The organism is Mycolicibacter sp. MU0083 (assembly GCF_963378075.1).
GTDB lineage: Bacteria > Actinomycetota > Actinomycetes > Mycobacteriales > Mycobacteriaceae > Mycobacterium > Mycobacterium kokjensenii.
The window spans coordinates 1,086,545-1,106,317 of the sequence record NZ_OY726394.1 but is presented as its reverse complement, the minus strand read 5'-3'; the positions used below and the strand labels follow the sequence as shown (position 1 = coordinate 1,106,317).

General features: G+C 68.7%; 26 protein-coding genes and 1 riboswitch. Of the genes, 11 read left to right on the top strand and 15 right to left on the bottom strand.

Going from position 1 to position 19,773, the window contains the following annotated elements; genetic code table 11:
* Positions 1–77: 77 nt before the first annotated feature.
* Positions 78–482, bottom strand: a complete 405-nt coding sequence (locus RCP38_RS05265) for a (deoxy)nucleoside triphosphate pyrophosphohydrolase (protein WP_308476003.1) — start codon at positions 480–482, stop codon at positions 78–80.
* Positions 483–515: 33 nt separating this feature from the next.
* On the opposite strand from RCP38_RS05265, the gene RCP38_RS05260 reads away from it, so the two are divergent.
* Positions 516–800: a 4a-hydroxytetrahydrobiopterin dehydratase gene (locus tag RCP38_RS05260; protein ID WP_308476002.1), complete on the top strand. Its 285-nt coding sequence runs from the start codon at positions 516–518 to the stop codon at positions 798–800.
* Here RCP38_RS05260 and RCP38_RS05255 read toward each other — a convergent pair.
* On the bottom strand, positions 745–2,064 hold the full coding sequence (locus RCP38_RS05255) for a mannosyltransferase (RefSeq protein ID WP_308476000.1): 1,320 nt from the start codon (positions 2,062–2,064) through the stop codon (positions 745–747). The two genes, RCP38_RS05260 and RCP38_RS05255, sit on opposite strands and share 56 nt — an antisense overlap.
* An 85-nt stretch (positions 2,065–2,149) precedes the next feature.
* On the opposite strand from RCP38_RS05255, the gene RCP38_RS05250 reads away from it, so the two are divergent.
* Entirely contained in the window at positions 2,150–3,199 is a 1,050-nt protein-coding gene (locus tag RCP38_RS05250; RefSeq protein WP_308475999.1) for an Rv1157c family protein, read from the top strand.
* 76 nt (positions 3,200–3,275) lie between these two features.
* Here the strand turns inward: RCP38_RS05250 and RCP38_RS05245 are convergent, their stop codons facing one another.
* Both RCP38_RS05245 and RCP38_RS05240 read right to left on the bottom strand, forming a co-directional pair.
* A complete protein-coding gene (locus RCP38_RS05245; RefSeq protein ID WP_308475997.1) occupies positions 3,276–3,422 on the bottom strand; it encodes a DUF1059 domain-containing protein in 147 nt (48 codons plus the stop codon).
* A 1-nt stretch (position 3,423) separates the two neighbouring features.
* Positions 3,424–4,020, bottom strand: a complete 597-nt coding sequence (locus RCP38_RS05240) for an HhH-GPD-type base excision DNA repair protein (RefSeq protein WP_308475996.1) — start codon at positions 4,018–4,020, stop codon at positions 3,424–3,426.
* Positions 4,021–4,191: 171 nt separating this feature from the next.
* Here RCP38_RS05240 and RCP38_RS05235 point away from each other — a divergent pair, with 171 nt between their 5' ends.
* Both RCP38_RS05235 and RCP38_RS05230 read left to right on the top strand, forming a co-directional pair.
* Positions 4,192–4,455 (top strand): DUF7199 family protein, encoded by a 264-nt coding sequence (locus RCP38_RS05235; protein WP_308475995.1) that lies wholly within the window; start codon positions 4,192–4,194, stop codon positions 4,453–4,455.
* 65 nt (positions 4,456–4,520) lie between these two features.
* The gene (locus RCP38_RS05230) at positions 4,521–4,817 is read left to right on the top strand and encodes a DUF732 domain-containing protein (RefSeq protein ID WP_308475994.1); all 297 of its coding nucleotides are present in this window, start codon (positions 4,521–4,523) and stop codon (positions 4,815–4,817) included.
* Between the two features lie 10 nt (positions 4,818–4,827).
* Here RCP38_RS05230 and RCP38_RS05225 read toward each other — a convergent pair whose 3' ends face one another.
* Both RCP38_RS05225 and RCP38_RS05220 read right to left on the bottom strand, forming a co-directional pair.
* A complete protein-coding gene (locus RCP38_RS05225) occupies positions 4,828–5,001 on the bottom strand; it encodes a DUF5302 domain-containing protein (protein ID WP_308475993.1) in 174 nt (57 codons plus the stop codon).
* Between the two features lie 41 nt (positions 5,002–5,042).
* On the bottom strand, positions 5,043–5,486 hold the full coding sequence (locus tag RCP38_RS05220; protein ID WP_308475992.1) for a PPOX class F420-dependent oxidoreductase: 444 nt from the start codon (positions 5,484–5,486) through the stop codon (positions 5,043–5,045).
* Positions 5,487–5,549: 63 nt separating this feature from the next.
* Here RCP38_RS05220 and RCP38_RS05215 point away from each other — a divergent pair, with 63 nt between their 5' ends.
* The gene (locus tag RCP38_RS05215) at positions 5,550–6,080 is read left to right on the top strand and encodes a DUF1697 domain-containing protein (protein WP_308477069.1); all 531 of its coding nucleotides are present in this window, start codon (positions 5,550–5,552) and stop codon (positions 6,078–6,080) included.
* Between the two features lie 10 nt (positions 6,081–6,090).
* A complete protein-coding gene (locus RCP38_RS05210) occupies positions 6,091–6,912 on the top strand; it encodes a class I SAM-dependent methyltransferase (protein ID WP_308475991.1) in 822 nt (273 codons plus the stop codon).
* On the opposite strand, the gene RCP38_RS05205 is transcribed toward RCP38_RS05210, so the two are convergent.
* Positions 6,909–7,301 (bottom strand): GntR family transcriptional regulator, encoded by a 393-nt coding sequence (locus RCP38_RS05205; RefSeq protein ID WP_308475989.1) that lies wholly within the window; start codon positions 7,299–7,301, stop codon positions 6,909–6,911. The two genes, RCP38_RS05210 and RCP38_RS05205, sit on opposite strands and share 4 nt — an antisense overlap.
* Before the next feature lie 28 nt (positions 7,302–7,329).
* Between RCP38_RS05205 and RCP38_RS05200 the strand changes: the two genes are divergently transcribed.
* Complete coding sequence (locus tag RCP38_RS05200) at positions 7,330–8,043, top strand: NAD-dependent deacylase (RefSeq protein WP_308475988.1); 714 nt, start codon at positions 7,330–7,332, stop codon at positions 8,041–8,043.
* 6 nt (positions 8,044–8,049) lie between these two features.
* On the opposite strand, the gene RCP38_RS05195 is transcribed toward RCP38_RS05200, so the two are convergent.
* Entirely contained in the window at positions 8,050–8,688 is a 639-nt protein-coding gene (locus RCP38_RS05195) for a class I SAM-dependent methyltransferase (RefSeq protein ID WP_308475987.1), read from the bottom strand.
* Between the two features lie 168 nt (positions 8,689–8,856).
* Here RCP38_RS05195 and RCP38_RS05190 point away from each other — a divergent pair, with 168 nt between their 5' ends.
* Positions 8,857–8,982, top strand: coding sequence for a hypothetical protein (locus RCP38_RS05190; protein WP_255611441.1), 126 nt, complete (start codon positions 8,857–8,859; stop codon positions 8,980–8,982).
* 245 nt (positions 8,983–9,227) lie between these two features.
* Here RCP38_RS05190 and RCP38_RS05185 read toward each other — a convergent pair whose 3' ends face one another.
* Genes RCP38_RS05185 through RCP38_RS05175 form a run of 3 tightly spaced genes read right to left on the bottom strand, consistent with a single transcriptional unit; the run spans position 9,228 to position 12,118 of the window.
* The gene (locus tag RCP38_RS05185; protein ID WP_308475986.1) at positions 9,228–10,229 is read right to left on the bottom strand and encodes an NAD(P)H-dependent flavin oxidoreductase; all 1,002 of its coding nucleotides are present in this window, start codon (positions 10,227–10,229) and stop codon (positions 9,228–9,230) included.
* Between the two features lie 11 nt (positions 10,230–10,240).
* Positions 10,241–10,993: a 3-hydroxyacyl-CoA dehydrogenase gene (locus tag RCP38_RS05180; protein ID WP_308475984.1), complete on the bottom strand. Its 753-nt coding sequence runs from the start codon at positions 10,991–10,993 to the stop codon at positions 10,241–10,243.
* Positions 10,994–11,032: 39 nt separating this feature from the next.
* Positions 11,033–12,118 (bottom strand): CaiB/BaiF CoA transferase family protein, encoded by a 1,086-nt coding sequence (locus RCP38_RS05175; RefSeq protein WP_308475982.1) that lies wholly within the window; start codon positions 12,116–12,118, stop codon positions 11,033–11,035.
* Between the two features lie 51 nt (positions 12,119–12,169).
* Here RCP38_RS05175 and RCP38_RS05170 point away from each other — a divergent pair, with 51 nt between their 5' ends.
* On the top strand, positions 12,170–12,979 hold the full coding sequence (locus tag RCP38_RS05170; RefSeq protein ID WP_308475981.1) for an enoyl-CoA hydratase: 810 nt from the start codon (positions 12,170–12,172) through the stop codon (positions 12,977–12,979).
* A gap of 28 nt (positions 12,980–13,007) precedes the next feature.
* Here RCP38_RS05170 and RCP38_RS05165 read toward each other — a convergent pair whose 3' ends face one another.
* The 4 genes from RCP38_RS05165 to RCP38_RS05150 all read right to left on the bottom strand — a co-directional run bounded on the left by RCP38_RS05165 (position 13,008) and on the right by RCP38_RS05150 (position 16,262).
* Complete coding sequence (locus RCP38_RS05165) at positions 13,008–13,727, bottom strand: CPBP family intramembrane glutamic endopeptidase (RefSeq protein WP_308475980.1); 720 nt, start codon at positions 13,725–13,727, stop codon at positions 13,008–13,010.
* Between the two features lie 80 nt (positions 13,728–13,807).
* Positions 13,808–14,326, bottom strand: coding sequence for a gamma carbonic anhydrase family protein (locus RCP38_RS05160; protein ID WP_308477068.1), 519 nt, complete (start codon positions 14,324–14,326; stop codon positions 13,808–13,810).
* Between the two features lie 5 nt (positions 14,327–14,331).
* A complete protein-coding gene (locus tag RCP38_RS05155; RefSeq protein ID WP_308475979.1) occupies positions 14,332–15,120 on the bottom strand; it encodes a crotonase/enoyl-CoA hydratase family protein in 789 nt (262 codons plus the stop codon).
* Positions 15,117–16,262, bottom strand: a complete 1,146-nt coding sequence (locus tag RCP38_RS05150; RefSeq protein ID WP_308475977.1) for a thiolase family protein — start codon at positions 16,260–16,262, stop codon at positions 15,117–15,119. The genes RCP38_RS05155 and RCP38_RS05150 overlap by 4 nt, the downstream gene beginning before the upstream one ends.
* 103 nt (positions 16,263–16,365) lie before the next feature.
* On the opposite strand from RCP38_RS05150, the gene RCP38_RS05145 reads away from it, so the two are divergent.
* Complete coding sequence (locus RCP38_RS05145) at positions 16,366–17,016, top strand: SDR family oxidoreductase (protein ID WP_308475975.1); 651 nt, start codon at positions 16,366–16,368, stop codon at positions 17,014–17,016.
* A 67-nt stretch (positions 17,017–17,083) separates the two neighbouring features.
* Positions 17,084–17,287: riboswitch (cobalamin riboswitch) on the top strand.
* A 132-nt stretch (positions 17,288–17,419) separates the two neighbouring features.
* Positions 17,420–19,714 (top strand): 5-methyltetrahydropteroyltriglutamate--homocysteine S-methyltransferase, encoded by a 2,295-nt coding sequence (gene metE / locus RCP38_RS05140; RefSeq protein WP_308475974.1) that lies wholly within the window; start codon positions 17,420–17,422, stop codon positions 19,712–19,714.
* Positions 19,715–19,773 lie beyond the last annotated feature (59 nt).

Sequence of the window (19,773 nt, the reverse complement as noted above, 5' to 3'; positions counted from 1 at the left end):
AGACCCGAAACACCAGCGTAGCGGGATACCTCACTGTGGAGCCGAATACGTCGGCAAGATTTACAGAGCTGTTCCTTCTACAGTGCCCGAGCGAGGTCCGATAGCCAAGCTCGATCGGCCGGTACCCAGTCAACGCCGTCCAACTGCACAGCGGTCACCCAGCGCAGCGCCTGATGGTCGTGCGCTTGCGGCTCACCGTGCTGCAGCCGGACCACGTAGGCGCGCAACGTCATTCCGGAATCGAGCACCACCTCGTCCCCGAGCCGCTCGCCCACCTCGATCGCGTCGACGTCCAGGCCCAGTTCTTCGGCCAGTTCCCGGGCCAGGGCGTCGGGTTCGCTCTCGCCCGGGACGACCTTGCCGCCGGGCAGCTCCCAGCGGCCGGCCAACTCCGGTGGGCGTTGCCGCTGCGCGATCAGCACCCGCCGCCCGGACGACGATTCGGTGATGACGGCTCCGGCGACGACGATCTGGGGGGACATGGCGTGTGAGGCTATACCGTCCTACGGTCGGGTATGGCTTTGTTGACCGACGATCAGGTGCATGCGGCGTTGACCGGCCTCGACGGCTGGGAGCACACCGACGGCGTGCTGCGGCGCTCCGTCACGTTCGACTCGTTTCCGGCCGGCATCGACGCGGTGCGGCGGGTGGCCGAGTGCGCCGAGGCGGCCGATCACCACCCCGATATCGACATTCGCTGGCGCACGGTGACGTTCGTATTGGTCACGCATTCGGCCGGCGGCATCACCGAGAAGGATGTGGCGATGGCGGGCCAGATCGACCGGATCGTGGCGCCCTGACCCGTACCGTCGCCATCCAGCCGAGCGTGACCAGCGCCCCGACGATGTAGACCAGTCCCGCCCAGGCCAGATACCAGGGCCGACCGTCCTGCCAGATGCTCGGTTGGGCGAAGCTGAGCAGCCACGGCACGCCGATGAGGGTCACCGCCAGCCAGCCCCACCCCAGTAGCCGCGCGCCGGGAAGATCCGAGCACGGGCCGTGCAGCAGCCAGATCATCAGCGGCACCACCCACGCCCAGTGGTGGGTCCAGGAGATCGGTGACGCGAGTAGCCCGAACAACTCGACGATCAGCAGCGACCCCAGCGGATCCGGCTTGCCGTGGACACTGTTCAGCGCCCGCCAGGCGAATACCGCCACCACCGCGGTGACGACGATTGCGATCAGCACGGGCGGGCCGTAGCCCGCGTCGTAGCCGAGGATGCGCGATATCCCGCCGCGCCAGGACTGGTTGAACGACGTTCCGATCGGGCCCACCCGGTGCGCGTCGCCGAGCAGTTCGGTGAAGTACCGGCGGGCCTGATCGCCGGTGACCCAGACCGACACCGCGATGGTGCCGACGAAGACCACGAACGAGAACAGTGCCGCGGCCCACCGTCGGGCGCCGGCCAGATAGACACCGGCGATGGCCGGGGTCAGCTTCATTCCGGCGGCCAGTCCGACCAGTAGTCCCGATATCCACCAGCGTCGGCTGTACACCGCATAGAGCACCCCCAGCACCAGGATCACGTTGATCTGGCCGTAGTCGAAGGTGCTGCGCAACGGCTCGGTCCAGATCCCGATCGCGGTCCACAGCATCGCGATACGGCGCCCTTCGGTGGCCGCCATACCGATGAGTCGCTGACACAGCCGCACCACGCCATAGAGCGCGACCACCGTCCCGAGCTGCCATCCGAGGGCGACCAGCCCGAACGGCAGGAAGTGCAGCGGGTAGAACACCACCGCGGCGAACGGCGGATAGGTGAACGGCAGCGGGAAGTCCGGCGTCTGTTCGGCGTAGACGTAGTCGTACAGTCCGCCGGGCGCGGTCAACGCGGCCGCCCCGCTGATATAGACGTGCAGGTCGACGAAGTTGGCGCCGCGCGGGGTGAGGTAGGTCCAGGCGAGCCGCGCCGCGACGGCGATCAACAGCAGCAGCGGAGCCCACGCAGTCAGGCGGTGAGCCCACGAACGGGCGGCCGGGGACGTACGGGTGGTGTCTACCGGCACGACTTTAGCGAACAGCCGACAGGTCACCGTCGCGGTGCGGGTCCGTAACGGTTCCATAAATGACACACGTGTCACTTGAGCCTCACCAGCAACAGACTAGCTTCGGTTTGCATAGCAGCCACCGCCGACGATTGGGGAAATCATGTCGCGCCTCCGGACGCCGTTCAGCACACCGCAGTTCTCGCTGCGGCGCGCCACCAGCAAGGCGGGTCTCGCAGTCGTCTCGTCGGCCGCCTTGGCCTTCGGCGGCGTCACCGGGGTGGCCTGCGCCGACCCGGCCCTGCCGGTGCTGCCGTTGCCCACCGCCGGGTTGCCCGGCCTGCCGGCACTCGAACAGCTGAGCCCGGTCATCCAGCAGGCGGCCGCCGACCCGGCCGGCGCGACGTCGTTGCTGATGGCCGCGGCGGCGGCCTTCACCGGAAACACCGCCGCTCCCGCCGACGCGCGGCAGGTGGCCGATTCGGTGGCGCAGTTCGTCCAGGCTCCCCCGGACGTCTTTCCCGGCCAGCACGTCCCGACCGCGGGCTCGGAGCCCGGTCTGGTGGCTCACCTGCCCAGCGGCGTCAACCCGGCCAAGTCGGTGGGTCCGATCGCACAGACCGCGCCGAGTGCTCCCGAGGCGATCCCGGCACCCGCCGAGGCCCTTCCCGACGCACTGCCCGAGGCGATCCCGGCAGCCCCCGAGGCAATCGCGGCGGCACCCGACGCCGCCGCGCTGGCCGCGGCCGACACCGCCGGACCCGGCGGCGGCGCGCCCGGCGCCGACGCGGGCTTCGGCCCGGACGCGCCGCCCACGCAGGACTTCATGTACCCGTCCATCGGACAGAACTGCCTGGCCGACGGCGGCAACGTGATCGCCACCGCGCTGTCGGTGGCCGGCCCGGCACCGATCCCCACCCCCGGGCCGAAGCCCGGCCAGACCGCCTATGTGTTCACCGCGGTGGGCACCCCGGGGCCGGCCGAGACCCAGAAGCTGCCGCTGAACGTCACCTGGGTGAATCTGACCACCGGCAAGTCCGGCAGCGCCACGTTGCAGCCGCGCACCGACATCAACCCGGAGGGCCCGACGACACTGACCGCGATCGTCGACACCGGGTCGGGCAGCATCATGTCGACGATCTTCGGTCAGGTCACCACCAAGGACCACCAGTGCAACTTCTTGCCCACCATCGGTTCGACGGTGGTGCCCTGACACGACGCCGACGGCGCCGCAGACCGGTTACCGACGCCACGCCCCGCGGGATTTCGCACCCGCGGGGCGTCTGGCGTCAGTACGCCATGAACAGGATCTCGTCGCGGCCGTAGTCCATGCCGGGATGGGCGTCCGCCAGGTGTTTTTTGGCCAGGTCCACCAGGTCGTCCTCGTCTTTGCCGACGATGGCCTCACCACACGGGCAGTTCAGATGAGTTTTCATGTCACGCCTTTCCCTTGTTTTCCCGGGCCTGCTTCGCAGCCAATTTCTGGGCCTTCTTGGTGGAGCGCACCTGCTGCAGTGACGCCGCATCGACGACGTCGGCGATCGACAGGCGACTCCCCGGCTCACCGTATGCTCCGGCGGCCTCGCGCCACCCCGACGGGGTCACGCCGTACTGCTTGCCGAGCAGCGCCACGAAGATCCGGGCCTTCTGCTCGCCGAAACCGGGCAATGCCTTGAGCCGCTTGTAGACCTCGGCCCCGTCGGGATCACCGACCGTCCACAGTGCGGCCGTGTCGCCGCCGTACTGGTCGCAGACGGCACGGGCCAGCGCCTGTATCCGGCCCGCCATCGAACCGGGAAAACGGTGGACCGCAGGCTTTTCGGCGACCAGGGCCGCAAACCGTTCCGGGTCGCATTCGGCGATCTCGTGCGGGTCCAGCGCGCCCATCCGATCGGCGATCTTCTTCGGGCCGGCGAACGCGAGCTCCATCGAGATCTGCTGATCGAGCAGCATGCCGGTCAACAGGGCGAACGGGTCGGTTGCCAGCAGGGCATCCGCCTCAGGCTCTTGCGCGAGGCAGAGATTCGGAGTCACTGCGTCACCTCTCGCTGAAGAGCGGACGGCTGAACGTCCGCGTCACACAACCAGGGAGAGCGTAACCACGCCCCGAATCCGCGGCCGCACCTAGTCGACGTCGACGCCCTTGTCGGTGCCCCGGGCCACAATCGCGGGCATTGCCATCCGAGAGCGAAGGAGCACCGCTAGATGATCAGAGCTGTCGCCGTCCTGTTGGTCGCCGCCGCGGGCCTGCTGGTTGCGCCGCCCCCGCAGGCCGACGCCGTACCGTGCATGCACCGCGGTCGGCAGCACGTCGTTCAGCACGCCAACGGCAACGTCGACGCCGACTCCCGTCTGCACATCCTGCGCGGTGAGCGTTCGACCTGTGACACCGCCGGGGGCTCGAGGTCCACCGAGGACACCTGGCGGCGTCGACAAGCCGACATCGACCGGGAACGGCACCGCTGGTGAGTGTGCCCCGGGCGACCGAATCCGTCCCGTGGTCTATGTCGGTGGAATGTGGAAACGTGTCAGCCATGAAACGCGCAGTGACAGCTCTGATCGCCGCGATGGCCGCCGCGACGGCCCTGGCCGCCACAGCCGGAGCGATCCCCGACCAGGGCACCCCGGAGTTCGACACCTATATGCAGGGCCTGGAACGCAACGGGTTCAACCTGAATCCGGACACCGCCTGGCGGGTCGCCCACCAGGCCTGCGAAGGCGGGGCCGCGGGTCTGATCGGGTGGGAACTCACCGCACAGGGAGTCATCGGCCCGGGCGCCGGCCAGCGACTGATGGATGTGGCCCGCACCTACGCCTGCCCGGTGCAGTAGCTACCCCGAGCTACCCGCTCTTACGGCGGAACTCCCGGCGGCTCTCCAGCGGGCCGTGCGACCGCGACTGTTTGGCGCCGCCGTCCTTGTGCGCGGAACCGCCCGATGCGTTGGCCTTCTTGCGTTCCAAGGCCTCTCGGAACTTGCGCTTGTTCTCGTCTGCGGCGGACTCTGATTCGGGCATGCCCTGAACTCTAGCCGGGGTGCACGGGTTTCAGCGCACGTTCAGCGCCGCCCCGGGGGCATGCCGTACAAGTGCGAGATCGGCAGGGTCAGCAGCACGCGGCGGTCGGTGACCATCACCTGGCGGTATTCGTCCCAGTCCGGGTGTTCCCCGGCGATGTTGCGGTACAACGCGATCAACGCTTCGACGGTGTCGTCGCCGGGCGCTGCGGCCGGCGGTGTCAGCTGCGCGTCCCCTTCGGCGACGGCATAGGACCACCCGTCGTCGGAGCTGACCAGCAGCGATGCCCTGGGATCACGGCGCAGGTTGCGGGTCTTGGCGCGCGGTTCGGTCACCGACACCTGCAGTGCCAGCGCACGCGGGTCGAAGTGGTACTGCACGTTCGACAGTTGCGGACGTCCGTCCTGTTTGACCGTGGCCAGGACGCCCAGCGAGTTCCCGCTGATCAAGGCCAACAACTTATCGTCGAAAACCTGGCGTCCCATACTCGAAGACTACCGACGCGGCCGGCCGTTACCATCGTTCTCGCTGGATTGGAGATCGCCGCCGTGACCCGCTACGCGCTGTTTCTCCGCGGCGTCAACGTCGGCGGAGTCAACCTCAAGATGGCCGACGTCGCCGGTGCACTGTCGGTCGCCGGGTTCGGCGCGGTCCGCACGCTACTCGCCAGCGGGAACGTACTGGTGGAGTCGACCGCCGATGCCGCCACCGTCCGGGCCACCGCCGAGGCGGCCCTGCGGGAGAACTTCGGGTACCCGGCCTGGGTGCTGGTGTATGACGTCGCCACGCTGCGCGAGATCGTGGCGGCCTATCCCTTTGCGACCGACGCGCCGGGCCTGCACTGCTATGTCACGTTCGTCGCCGACGACGCGGTGCTGGCCGAACTGGCCGAGCTGACCCGGACCCCCGGCGAGAAAGCCGTTGCCGGTGCCGGGGTGCTCTACTGGCAGGTCCCCAAAGGCGATACCGTGACCAGCACCGTGGGCAAGACGATGGGCAAAAGCCGGTACAAGTCGACGACCACCACCCGCAATCTGCGCACGCTGCACAAGGTGCTGGACGCGGCCGCCCACCGGTAAGGTCGCACGGGTGAGCCAGGCGGAGAAAGTCACCTTGACCGGGGTTTCCGAGACGGCACTGCTGACCCTGAACGCTCGAGCGGTCGAAGCCCGTCGTTCCGACGGGATCCTCGAGGATCCGCTGGCGATCACCCTCGCCGATTCGATCGACTACGACTTCTCCAAGTTCGGGCCGACCCGCCAGGACATCGCACTGCGCGCGCTGGCCTTCGACGATCAGACCCGCCGGTTTCTTCGGCAGCACCCGACCGGTACCGTGGTGGCACTGGCCGAAGGTTTGCAGACCAGTTACTGGCGGGTGAGCGCCGGTGTGCCCGACACCGGGTTCCGTTGGCTAACCGTCGACCTGCCGCCGATCGTCGAGATCCGTAGTCGGCTTCTCCCTGCGGCGCCCAAGATTTCGGTCTGCGCCCAGTCCGCCCTGGATTACAGCTGGATGGATCGGGTCGACCCGGACAACGGGGTGTTCATCAGCGCCGAGGGCCTGCTGATGTACCTGCAGCCCGAGCAGTCGCTGGGCCTGATCCAAGAGTGCGCACGCCGCTTCCCCGGCGGCCGGATGCTCTTCGACGTGCCGCCGCCCTGGATGGCCGCGGTGATCCGTCGCGGGGTACGGACGTCGCTGCGTTACAAGGCGCCGCCGATGCCGTTCAACCTGTCGGTGAGCGAGGCCGCCGATCTGGTCAACACCATGCCCGGGATCCGGGCGGTGCGCGATCTGCCGATGCCGGCCGGCCGCGGATTGCTGTTCAACACCTTGCTCTCGGCGGCCTACCGGCTGCGGTTCTTGGATCCGCTCCGGCCCTCGCTGACGCTGTTGGAATTCGGCTAACCGGTATTCGGCCCGGCGCCGGCGACGTTGGCGAAGGCGGCATCGAGGTACCGCAATGCGTCGGCCTTCCCCATGCCGACGGCGTGCGCCGCGGCGGCGAAGGCCCGCGCGGCCTGCGCCATCGTTGCGTCGGCGGGGTCGCTGCCGGCGATGAAGGTGCCGAAACGGCCGCGGGTTTCGACCACTCCGCCGGCTTCCAGTTCGCGGTAGGCCCGGGCGACGGTGTTGACGGCCAGGCCCAACTGACCGGCCAGGTCACGCACGGTCGGGAGCCGGGTGCCCGCCGGTACCGATCCGGATCGGACCGCTTCGATCAACGCGACCCGGATCTGCTCGAACAACGGCGCGGCGGCGTGCGAATCGGTCTTCAGCAGGTCGGAAAAGTCCACTCGGCCAGTATCCCGCTATGTTGGTCGCGTGAAGATCGCGGTGTTCTCCGGTGCGGGCATCTCAGCCGAGAGCGGGGTGCCGACCTTCCGCGACGCGGAGACCGGCCTGTGGGCGAACTACGACCCCTACGAGGTGTCCAGTATCGACGGCTGGAACCGGAATCCGGCACTGGTCTGGGCGTGGTACCTGTGGCGTCACCAGATGGGCAGCAGCGTCAAACCGAATCTGGGCCATTACGCGGTCGCGGACTGGGAACAGCACGCCGACGTCCACATCATCACCCAGAACGTCGATGACCTGCACGAACGCGCCGGAAGTTCCACGGTGCACCATGTGCACGGCAGCATGTTCAAGTTCTTCTGCCAAGACTGCCGAGTCCCCTACACCGAGCAGTTGCCGGTGATGAAAGAGCCGGAACTGGAAGTGGCACCGCCGGTCTGCGACTGCGGAGGTCTGGTGCGGCCGGACATCGTCTGGTTCGGCGAAGACCTGCCCGCGGGCCCCTGGAACGCCGCGGTCGAGGCCATCGAAACCGCCGACGTGGTGATCGTGGTGGGCACGTCGGGCGTGGTCTATCCGGCGGCCGGCCTGCCGGAGCGGGCGCTGGAACTGGGCAAGACCGTCATCGAGGTCAACCCCGAGCCGACGCCGCTGTCGGACCGGGCGACCCGGTACCTGCGCACCACCGCGTCGGCCGCCCTACCCGGCATGGTCCAGCGGTTGCGGTTCCTGCTGAATTGAGGTGCGTCAGGCCGGCCGGTTGGCCGAGCCCAGCGCGAACTCCGAGACGGGGACCGGCGCCCACGCCGGGAATTGCTGCCCCCGCCGTGACGTGGTGACCGTGAAGCCCGCGGCGGTGATCATCCGCTCGGTGTCTCGGTGGGTGTGGCAGTTGCCGAACAGGCGGGGCCAGAAGGTGGCGTCGGCCAGCCGTTGCAGGCCACCGCGCATCCCGGTGCTGGCGACGTGTTCGAAGTAGCGCAGTTCACCGCCGGGCTTGAGCAGTGCGAACAGTTGACTCAGCACATCCTCGGGCCGGTCCACCGAACACAGCACCAGGGAGCAGACGACGGCGTCGAAGGGTTCCCCGGCGGCCAGCGTTTCGACGGTGCTGGCCAGCACGGTGACCGGTACCGGCGCCGCGGCCGCCGCGGCCAGCGCGGCATCGCGCAGGCGCACCTCGGGTTCGGCGGCCACCACCTCGGTCACGGTCTGCGGGTAGAACGCGAAGTTGCTTCCGGTGCCGGCGCCGACCTCCAGGACCCGCCCGGCCAGGCCCGCCAGGTTCTCCCGGCGACGGTCCCGCAGCCAGTCGGTTTCGTGACTGGACATGTAGGTCCAGATCCGGGCGAACAGCGGATTGTCGACGGTCTGCGGTGCGGTCATGGACCTCACCCTAGCGTCCAACGGCAGTGACCCCGATCGCAGCGAGGGAGCATCCGTGCGGCCCGTCTCGGTGAAAAAACCGGCAAACGCTACCGGTCGGTAATATTGCCACCATTTCCCGAAACGTGACTCAATGATTCCTTAATAGTGACCCATACGCTCAGTGTCATGTGGATCGACGACTCAAGTGCCGACGTAATCAAGGTCGACTTCGAGGCTCTGTACCACGGCGATGTCCTGGTAGAGGGTGACACCTCGGAGCAGTTCGACGACTGGCACCCGCTGGCCAGCTGATTGATCGGCGCCGCCCGAGCGGCGCCCGTCAATGTCGCGTCATCGCGCGACGGCCGCCGCCCTCATCTGGGTGGGCCGCCCTTTAGATAAGTCATTAATTTCTGTTGCATTCAGGTTGGGCCTTCCTCTGCCTCGCAAACGACAACGCCGAACGTGTAACCACCGCGAGAATTCACCGAGAATCTCGCAATGGTTACACGTTCGGCGCGTCTGAAGCGTCAGGCCGAGGGCCTATCGCCCGGTCCTCAGGCGACGTTCTCCTCGTCGTCGGAGTCGACGACCATGTCACCCAGGCGTCCGGTGATGATGTCCTCGGCCTCCGACACCATCCGCGACACCAGTTCGCCGACGGTGGGGATGTCGTTGATCAGGCCCATCGCGGTGCCGACCGTCCAGATGCCGGCGTCGATGTCGCCTTCGTCGAACACCTTGCGACCCCGCACACCGGCCACCAGTTCCTGCACGTCGGGGAACTGACCGCCCTTGTTGAGGATGTCGACGACCTCACGCGAGACGACGTTGGAGGCCACCCGAGCGGTGTTGCGCAGGCTGCGGAAGATCAGCTCGGTGCCGCGCTCGTCGCCGGCGACGATGGCTTCCTTGACGTTCTGGTGGATGCAGGACTCCACGGTGCACATGAACCGCGAACCCATGTTCACGCCGTCGGCGCCCAACGCCAGCGCCGCGACCAGGCCGCGCGCGTCGGCGAAACCACCGGAGGCGATCATCGGGATCTCGATCTGGGCGGCCGCCGCCGGGATCAGCACCAGGCCCGGCACATCGTCCTCACCCGGGTGCCCGGCGCATTCGAAGCCGTCGATGCTGATGCCGTCCACGCCGAGGCTCTGCGCCTTGACCGCGTGCCGCACCGAGGTGCACTTGTGCAGCACCTTGATGCCGTTGTCGTGAAACATCGGCAGGTGCGGCGCCGGGTTGGAGCCGGCGGTCTCGACGATCTTGATGCCGGCGTCGACGATCACCTGGCGGTACTCGTCATAGGGCGGCGGGTTGATCGTCGGCAGGATGGTGAGGTTCACCCCGAACGGCTTGTCGGTCAGATCGCGGGTCTTGGCGATCTCGTTGGCCAGGTCGGCCGGGGTGGGCTGGGTGAGCGCGGTGAGGAAACCGAGCGCACCGGCGTTGGCGACCGCCGCGACCAGTTCCGCACGCCCGACCCACTGCATACCGCCCTGGGCGATGGGGTGCTCGACCCCGAACACCTCGGTGAACTTCGTCGTCAAAGACATCTGGACTCCTTCTACCTGGGGGCCATGCGGATCGCGCCGTCGAGGCGGATGACCTCGCCGTTGAGCATCGGGTTGCTGATGATGTGCTCCGCCAGCGCGCCGTACTCGTCGGGGTCACCGAGCCGGGCCGGGTGCGGCACCTGCTGGCCCAGCGAGCGCTGTGCTTCCTCGGGCAGCGAACCCAGCAGCGGGGTCTTGAACAGACCCGGGGCGATGGTGCAGACCCGGATCAGGTCACGCGACAGGTCCCGCGCGATCGGCAGCGTCATACCGACCACACCGCCCTTGGACGCCGAGTAGGCGGCCTGGCCGATCTGGCCCTCGAACGCCGCCACCGAGGCGGTGTTGACGATCACGCCACGCTCCCCGTCGATCGGCTCGGTCTTGGCGATCCGCTCCGCGGCCAACCGCAGCACGTTGAACGTGCCGATCAGGTTGACCTGAATGATCTTGGTGAAGGCATCCAGCGGGAAGGCGCCGTCTTTGCTCAGCGTCTTGATCGCGTTACCGATACCGGCGCAGTTGACGTTGATCCGCAGCGGGCCCATCGACTCTGCGACGTCGAGCGCCTTGGTGACCGCGGCCTCGTCGGTCACGTTGGTCTCGACGAACTTCGCCCGGTCACCGAGCTCGGCGACGACGTCGGCGCCGCGCAGGTCGATGACCACCACCGAGGCGCCCGCATCCAGCAGCCGCTTGGTGGTCGCCAGGCCCAACCCGGACGCCCCGCCGGTGACAACCGCAACCGCATCTTTGATCTGCATTCACACGCTCCAATCACCCAACCGTCTAGTTGGTCGGGACTATACCCAGTCGTTCAGAATGGTGTCGTTGTCGGCTCCCAGATCCACCGGCGGCGTCGGGACGTCGGTCGCGCTGCGGGAGAACCGCGGCGCCGGCATCGGCTGCAGGTAACCGTTGGCGTCGTAGAAGGTGTTGCGCTCGGCGATGTGCGAATCCGACTGCACCTCACCGAACGCCAGCACCGGTGCCGCACAGGCATCCGAACCGGCGAACACCTGCGCCCAGTGGTCCCGGTCCCGGGTGGCGAACACCTCGGTGAACTTCGCCCGCAGCTGCGGCCAGCCGCTGACGTCGTTCTGCGCCGGCAGTTCTGCGGTGTCCAGCCCCAGCTTGGCCAGCAGTTCGGCGTAGAACTGCGGTTCGATGGCGCCCACCGACATGTACCGGCCGTCGGCGCACTCGTAGGTGTCGTAGTAGGGCGCGCCGGTGTCGAGCATGTTGACCCCGCGCTCGTCGCTCCACATCCCCTGCGCCCGGAAGCTCCACATCATCGATGCGAGCACGCTCGCCCCGTCGACCATGGCGGCGTCGATGACCTGGCCCTTGCCGGAGGTCTGCCGCTCCCACAGCGCGGCCAGGATCCCGACCAGCAAAAACATCGACCCGCCACCGAAGTCACCGGCCAGGTTCAGCGGCGGCACCGGCTTCTCGCCGTTGCGCCCGATCGCGTGCAGCACACCGGTCAGCGAGATGTAGTTGATGTCGTGACCGGCCTGCTGCGAACGCGGGCCCTCCTGCCCCCAGCCGGTCATCCGGCCGTAGATCAGCCGTTCGTTGACCTTGGCGCAGTCCTCCGGACCCAGCCCCAACCGCTCGGTGACGCCGGGACGGAACCCCTCGATCAGCACGTCGGCCTTGGCGACCAGCTTGAGCACCAGGTCACGGCCTTCCGGGGATTTCAGGTCTGCGGTCACCGACCGCCGGTTGCGCAGCATGGCGTCCTTGCTGGGCCCGCCCCCGAATTTCGGTTGCCGGTCCACCCGGACCACATCGGCGCCGAGGTCACCCAGGATCATCGCCGCGTGCGGCCCCGGCCCGATCCCGGCCAGTTCGATGACCCGCAGCCCCGCCAGTGGTCCCGCCATATCTGCCTCCTCGTCGTAAGCGTGTGTGATCTGCATCCTAAGGTGAGTGCCATGACTGCTATCGACTCCGGCATCGACTCGCTGACTCCGGTGGAGGGTGTGTCCGTCACCCTGACCGACGGGATCCTCTCGGTGACCATCGACCGCCCCGACAGCCTGAACTCGGTGACCACCCCGGTCTTGGCCGGTCTGGCCGACGCGTTCGAGGCCGCCGCCCGCGACCCGCGGGTGCGGGTGGTGCGGTTCGGCGGGGCCGGTCGCGGCTTCTGCTCCGGGGCCGGTATCAGCGCCGACGACGCCGGCGACGGGGTTCCGACGGAGATCATCGTCGAGGCCAACCGCTTGATGCGGGCCATCGTCGCGCTGCCGCGGCCGGTGGTGGCCGTCGTCCAGGGGCCGGCCGCCGGCATCGGGGTGTCGTTGGCACTGGCCTGCGACCTGGTCGTCGCCTCCGACAAAGCCTTTTTCCTGTTGGCGTTCACCAAGATCGGGCTGATGCCCGACGGCGGCGCCTCGGCGCTGGTGGCCGCGGCCGTCGGCCGGATCCGCGCCATGCGCCTGGCGTTGCTGGCCGAACGACTCTCGGCCACCGAGGCCCTGGAGTGGGGTCTGATCAGCGCGGTGCACCCCGCCGATGAGTTCGACGCCGAGGTGGACAAGCTGCTGGCGAGCGTGCTGGCCGGGCCCGCCGCGGCCTTCGCCAAGACCAAGCACGCCATCAACTCGGCGACGCTGACCGAGCTCGACAGCACCCTGGACCGGGAGTACGTCGGGCAGTCGATCCTGTTGAACGCCCACGACTTCCGCGAAGGCACCCGCGCATTCCAGGAGCGGCGCTCGCCGACCTTCACCGACTCCTGATCACCGGGCGAGCGCCCGCTAACGCGAGCTACATGCCGAAGATCGGCGGCAGTGCGAGCACCATCATCAGCCCCCACACCAGGTGGGTGAGCACCGGTGCCAGCACACCGCCGGTCGCACGGCGTTCCATGGCGCAGACGGTGCCGAGCACCAACGCGGCGATTCCCACCGCGACGTTGCCCGCCGCCATCATCGCCGCGACATAAAGCAGGGTCGACAGCACCATCGGGGAGTGCCGGCCGAAGGCACTGAACAGCGCACCGCGGAAGAACATCTCCTCGGCGATCGCGTTGACGATGGCGATCAACACCACCAGCCGCCAAGACATCTCGGTGGTGAAGGCCAACACGGCGGCCACCTGGTGCGCCATCGCCGGAATATCCTTCGCGGCCAGCGCGCCGACGATGAATATCCCGCCGAGCACCAGGCCGACGCCGGTTCCGGTGAACACCGGTCGCTCGTTGCGGCCCCGGAATCGCAACACCCCCAGGTGCAGCGGGCCGGCCACCACCGCGCCCACCGACCAGACCGCGGCCAGCACCAGCGACAGCCAGTAGAACGCCGGGTCGCCGGGCAGCTTGTCGTGCATGGAGGCCAGCACCGCGGCCCCGATCAGCACCACCACTGCGACGACGACACGCCGCCGCCGCACCACCGCCCTCGGTTCGTGATACGGCAGGGCGACCCTGGTGACGATCTCGCTGATCTCGCGCAGCAGGCCGGGGTGAGCTGAACTGATCTGGGTCATAGGACGACGTCCCCTCAGCGGCGGGTTGAGCAACGTCCCTAAAACGTAGCCGCGAAACGGCGGCCGGTGGCCCGAATGCGCTAGTTCGCCCGATGGACCTCGGTCAGCAGTCGATAAGCCGCGGCGTTGTTGCGGTTGTTTTCGACCTCGGCCTCGCTGAGTTCCCGTCGTACCTTGCCCGGCACGCCCGCCACCAGCGAGCGCGGCGGCACCACCATCCCCTGCGGGATGACGGCACCGGCCGCCACCAACGAGCCCTCCCCCACGACGGCACCGTTGAGGACGATCGCACCCATGCCGATCAGGCAGTCGTCTTCGACGGTGCAGCCGTGCAGCACCGCGTTGTGACCGACGCTGACGTTGGCCCCGACCCGGCAGGGGAATTCGGGGTCGACATGGACGGTCACCCCGTCCTGGATGTTGCTGCCGGCGCCGATCTCGATCGGTTCGATCTCGGCGCGCAGCGTCGCCGAGTACCAGACACTGGCCCCGTCGGCCAGGCTGACCTGGCCGATCAGGCTGGCGTTGGGAGCCACCCAGGCCTCGGGCGACAACTGCGGGGCATGCCCGCGAACGGTGATGATCAACGGTTCCGGCACGTCGCTCAACGCGCCTTCCATACCGGTGCGCGCTTCTCGGCGAACGCCCGCGGGCCTTCCTTGGCATCCTCGGTGCGCAGCAGGGTGGCGAACTCCCGGCCGGTGCGCGCCCAGCCGTCCGCCTCGCCGGGGATTGCGCCGTCGTCGGCACCGTAGGCGATCCGCTTGCTGGCCCGCACCGACAGCGGAGCGTTGCCGGTGATCCGTTCGGCCAGCTCCAGTGCGGCTTCCAGCGCCTTACCGTCCTCGACCACGCGGTTGACCAGACCCCAGCCGGCGGCGTCGTCCGCCGAGATGGGTTCACCGGTGTAGAGCAGTTCCAGCGCCACCTTGCGGGGCAGTTGGTCGACGATGCGGAACACCCCTCCCGCACCGGCGATCAAGCCGCGCTTAACCTCCGGTAGCCCGAACTGTGCGCTGCGCTCGGCGACCACCAGGTCGCTGGCCAGTGCGATCTCGGTGCCGCCACCCAGTGCGGTGCCGTTGACCGCGGCGATGGTCGGCTTGTCGATGAAGTGCTGCACGTAGCCGGCGAATCCCCACTCCGGGTGCTGCGGGTGGTAGATGTTCTCCCGGTTGGCGATCGCCTTGAGATCGGCTCCGGCGCAGAAGGATTTGTCGCCGGCACCGGTGATGACCACGGCGCGCACCTCGTCGTCGTCCTGCGCCTGCTGAAGACCGTCGCCCAGTCCGGCGCTGACCGCACCGTTGACCGCGTTGCGGGCCTCGGGCCGGTTGAGGGTGATCAGCAGGACGTTCCCGCGCCGCTCGGTCAGAACGGCCGCGTCACTCACAGCAGCTCCAGGATGGTGGCGTTGGCCTGGCCGCCGCCTTCGCACATGGTCTGCAGGCCGTAGCGAATCCCGTTGGCGCGCATGTGGTACAGCATCGTGGTCATGATCCGGGCGCCGGAGCCGCCGAGCGGGTGGCCCAGCGCGATCGCCCCGCCGTTGGGGTTGAGCTTCTTCGGGTCGGCGCCGATCTCGGCGAGCCACGCCATGGGCACCGGGGCGAAGGCCTCGTTGACCTCGAACACCCCGATGTCGTCGACGCTCAGGCCGGAGCGCTGCAGCGCCTTCTGGGTGGCCGGGATCGGCGCGGACAGCATCATCACCGGGTCGGCGCCGGCCAGCGTGGCGGTGTGCACCCGGGCGATCGGGGTCAGTCCCAGCTCACGCGCCTTGGCCGCCGACATGAACAGCAGCGCCGCCGAGCCGTCGGAGATCTGGCTGGAGTTACCGGCGTGGATCACGCCGTCCTCTTTGAAGGCCGGCTTGAGCTGGCCCATCTTCTCCAGCGTGGTGCCGCGACGGATGCCCTCGTCCTCGCTCACCAGATTGCCCTCGGCGTCCTTGATCGAGACGATCTCGTCCTTGAAGGCACCGGCATCCTGTGCCGAGGCGGCCTTCTCGTGCGAGGCCAGCGCGAACTCATCCAGCGCGGTACGGGACAGGCCCCACTTCTCGGCCATCATCTCCGCACCGATGCCCTGGTTGGGGGTCTGGCTGTAGCGGGCCTTGAAGGATTCCCCGTAGGGGCGCCCGCCGTTGGCCAGCGAGGAGCCCATCGGGGTGCGCGACATCGACTCCACACCGCCGGCGACGACGACGTCGTAGTGCCCGGCGATCACGCCGGCGGCGGCGAAGTGCACCGACTGCTGGCTCGATCCGCACTGGCGGTCCACGGTCACCGCGGGCACGGTCTCCGGCCAGCCCGCGCTGAGCACGGCGGTGCGGCCGATGTCGAGGGCCTGCTCGCCGGCCTGCATGACACAGCCCCAGATCACGTCGTCGACCAGCGCCGGGTCCACGCCCGCCCGCTCGACCAGCCCGTTGAGCACCTGGGCGGACAGTTCCGCCGGGTGCACCCCGGACAGTCCACCGTTGCGCTTGCCGACGGGCGCGCGCACCGCTTCGACGATGACGGCTTCAGCCATGGGGTGCTCCTTAAGGTTCGGGGTTCTTGCCTCGATTGTCGACCGACGCTCTCGACGGGTGTCAAGGGGGGTCACTCCAGGATCGGTGCGTACCGTCGAACCCATGGCACGGATCGTGATCGTCGGCGGCCACGGCAAGGTCGCCCTGCTGCTCGCCCCGATCTTGACCGAAACCGGCAACCAGGCCAGGTCGGTCTTCCGTAACCCCGACCACGCCGAGGAGGTCGCGGCCACCGGAGCCGAACCACTGGTCGCCGACATCGAGCAACTCGACACCGACGCACTCGCCGGGCTGCTGGCCGGCCACGACGCGGTGGTGTTCTCCGCCGGCGCCGGCGGCGGCAACCCGGCCCGCACCTATGCCGTCGACCGCGACGCCGCCATCCGCTGCGTCGACGCCGCCGCGAAGGCCGGCGTGCGCCGTTTCGTGATGGTCTCCTATTTCGGCGCCGGCCCCGATCACGGTGTCCCGGAGGGAAATTCGTTCTTCCCCTACGCCCAGGCCAAGGCCGCGGCCGACGCCCACCTGCGGGCCACCGATCTGGACTGGACGGTGCTGGGACCGAGCCGGCTCACGCTCAAGGCGGCGACCGGGCGGATCGCCGTCGGCCCGGGAACCGGCAAAGGCGAGGTGTCGCGGGCCAACGTCGCGCAGGTGGTCGCCGCATGCCTGTCGGATGATGCGACCATCGGCCGCACCATCGAGTTCAACGACGGCCCGACCCCGATCCCGCAGGCCCTGCGCGCGGGCTGAGCCGGGTAGCCTCGATAACGCAACTGGTCTGCCGTTGCCACCTCCGGGCGGCCTCGGCATCGAGCGCGCCGTGGATTTCCCAGCCGGTTTTCCGCGGCGCGCAAGAGGGAACCCGGTGAGAATCCGGGACTGTCCCGCAGCGGTATGCAGGAACGACCGCCGTCATAAGCACTGGTCACGGGTTGACCCACCGACTGGGAAGCGACGGCCATTAGGAGCACCTCGGTGCGCGCCTGCGAGTCCGAATACCTGCCTGTTGTGCCGGGCGCGCCGCGTCCGGCGGATCAACGCCTCGCGGAATAGGCGTCTGGTTTTGAGGGTTATGGTGCTTTATATAGGCACGGGACCGGATCAGCTGGGCGACTGCTGGCGTTGGCCCACCCTCTGAAAAAAGGATCACGTCGTGACCGCTCAACCCTTTACCGCCACCGTCCTCGGCTCACCGAGAATCGGCCCCAACCGCGAACTCAAGCGCGCCACCGAACGCTACTGGGCCGGTCGCATCGGCCGGGACGAACTCGCCGACGTCGCCGCCGGCCTGCGCCGCGACACCTGGGCGCAGTTGACCGCCGCCGGGCTGGACTCGGTGCCGGTGAACACGTTCTCCTACTACGACCAGATGCTCGACACCGCGGTACTGCTGGGGGCTCTCCCGGCTCGGGTGTCCGGCGTCGCCGACGAGTTGGACCGCTATTTCGCCGCGGCCCGGGGCAACGCCGAGATCGCGCCGCTGGAGATGACGAAGTGGTTCGACACCAACTACCACTACATCGTTCCCGAGATCGGCCCGGACACCACGTTTGCGCTGAACCCGGCCAAGGTGCTCACCGAACTCGCCGAGGCCACCGAGCAGGGCTTCGGCGGGAACGTGGCGCGCCCGGTGATCATCGGGCCGGTGACGTTCCTGCTGTTGAGCAAGGCCGTCGACGGTGCGGCCGCGCCGATCTCCCGGCTCGACGAGCTCACCGAGGTCTACGCCGACCTGCTGGGCAGGCTGGCCAAGGCCGGCGCGCAGTGGGTGCAGATCGACGAGCCGGTGCTGGTGACCGACATCTGCGCCGACGCCCCGGCGCTGGCCGAGCGGGTCTATCACCGCCTGGGCGGGCTGAGCGAGCGACCGTCGATCTTCGTGGCCACCTATTTCGGCGACCCGGGTGCCGGGCTTCCGGCCCTGGCCCGCACCCCGGTCGAGGCGATCGGCGTCGACCTGGTCTACGGCCCGCGTGACCTGGCCGCCGCTCTCGGGTCGGTGCCGGAGCTGTCGTCCAAGACGCTGGTCGCCGGTGTCGTCGACGGCCGCAATATCTGGCGCACCGACCTGCGGGCCGCGCTGGACAAGCTGGCGGCGGCGGCGGGAAGTGCGGCCGCCGTGGCAGTTTCCACATCGTGCTCAACGCTGCACGTGCCCTACTCGCTGGAACCCGAGACCGGCCTGGACGACGCGCTGCGCAGCTGGCTGGCGTTCGGCGCCGAGAAGGTGACCGAGGTGGCCGTCCTGGCCCGAGCGCTGCGGGAGGGCCGCGAAGCCGTCGCCGACGCCGTCGCCGCCTCCGACGCGGCGATCGCCTCCCGCACGTCCGATCCGCGGCTGAACAACACCGCGTTGCGCGCACAGATCGCCGAGATAGCGCGGGCGGGTGTCCAACGCGGTTCGGCCGAGGAGCGGCGCGCCGCACAGGACGAGCGGCTGCACCTGCCGCCGCTGCCGACCACCACCATCGGTTCGTTCCCGCAGACGGTGCAGATCCGCAAGGCCCGCGCCGCACTGGTGGCCGGCGAGATCGACGAGGCGGCGTACACCGAGCAGATGAAGGCCGAAGTCGCCGCCGTCGTCAAGCTGCAGGAGGACCTCGGCCTCGACGTGCTGGTGCACGGCGAGCCGGAGCGCAACGACATGGTGCAGTACTTCGCCGAGCAGCTCGATGGCTTCTTCGCCACCGCGAACGGCTGGGTGCAGTCCTACGGCAGCCGGTGCGTGCGCCCGCCGGTGCTGTTCGGTGACGTCACCCGCCCGCACCCGATGACCGTCCAGTGGGCCACCTATGCCCAGTCGCTGACCGACAAGCCGGTCAAAGGCATGCTCACCGGCCCGGTCACCATCCTGGCCTGGTCGTTCGTCCGTGACGACCAACCGCTGGCCGACACCGCCTACCAGGTGGCGCTGGCGATCCGCGAGGAGACGGTGGATCTGGAAGCCGCCGGTATCGCGGTGATCCAGGTCGACGAGCCCGCACTGCGGGAGCTGCTCCCGGTGCGCGACGCCGACAAGGCGGCCTATCTGGACTGGGCGGTCGGTTCGTTCCGGATGTCCACCTCGGGGGTGTCGAACGCGACGCAGATCCACACCCACCTGTGCTATTCGGAGTTCGGTGAGGTGATCGGGGCGATCGCCGACCTGGACGCCGACGTCACCTCGATCGAAGCGGCCCGCTCGCACATGGAGGTGCTCGACGACCTCAACGCGATCGGGTTCTCCAACGGGGTGGGCCCGGGCGTCTACGACATCCACTCGCCGCGGGTGCCGTCCACCGCGGAGATGACGGCGTCGTTGCGGGAGGCACTGGATGCCGTTCCCGCGCAACGCCTCTGGGTCAACCCGGACTGCGGCCTCAAGACCCGCAAGACCGACGAGGTGACCGCGTCGCTGACCAATCTGGTCGAAGCCGCCAGGGAAGCGCGCGCCGGCCTGTCGTCCTGACCCACCGCCGAACGTGCGCCCACTGCGAAAAAGTCGTCCCGATGTCGCAGTGGGTGCAC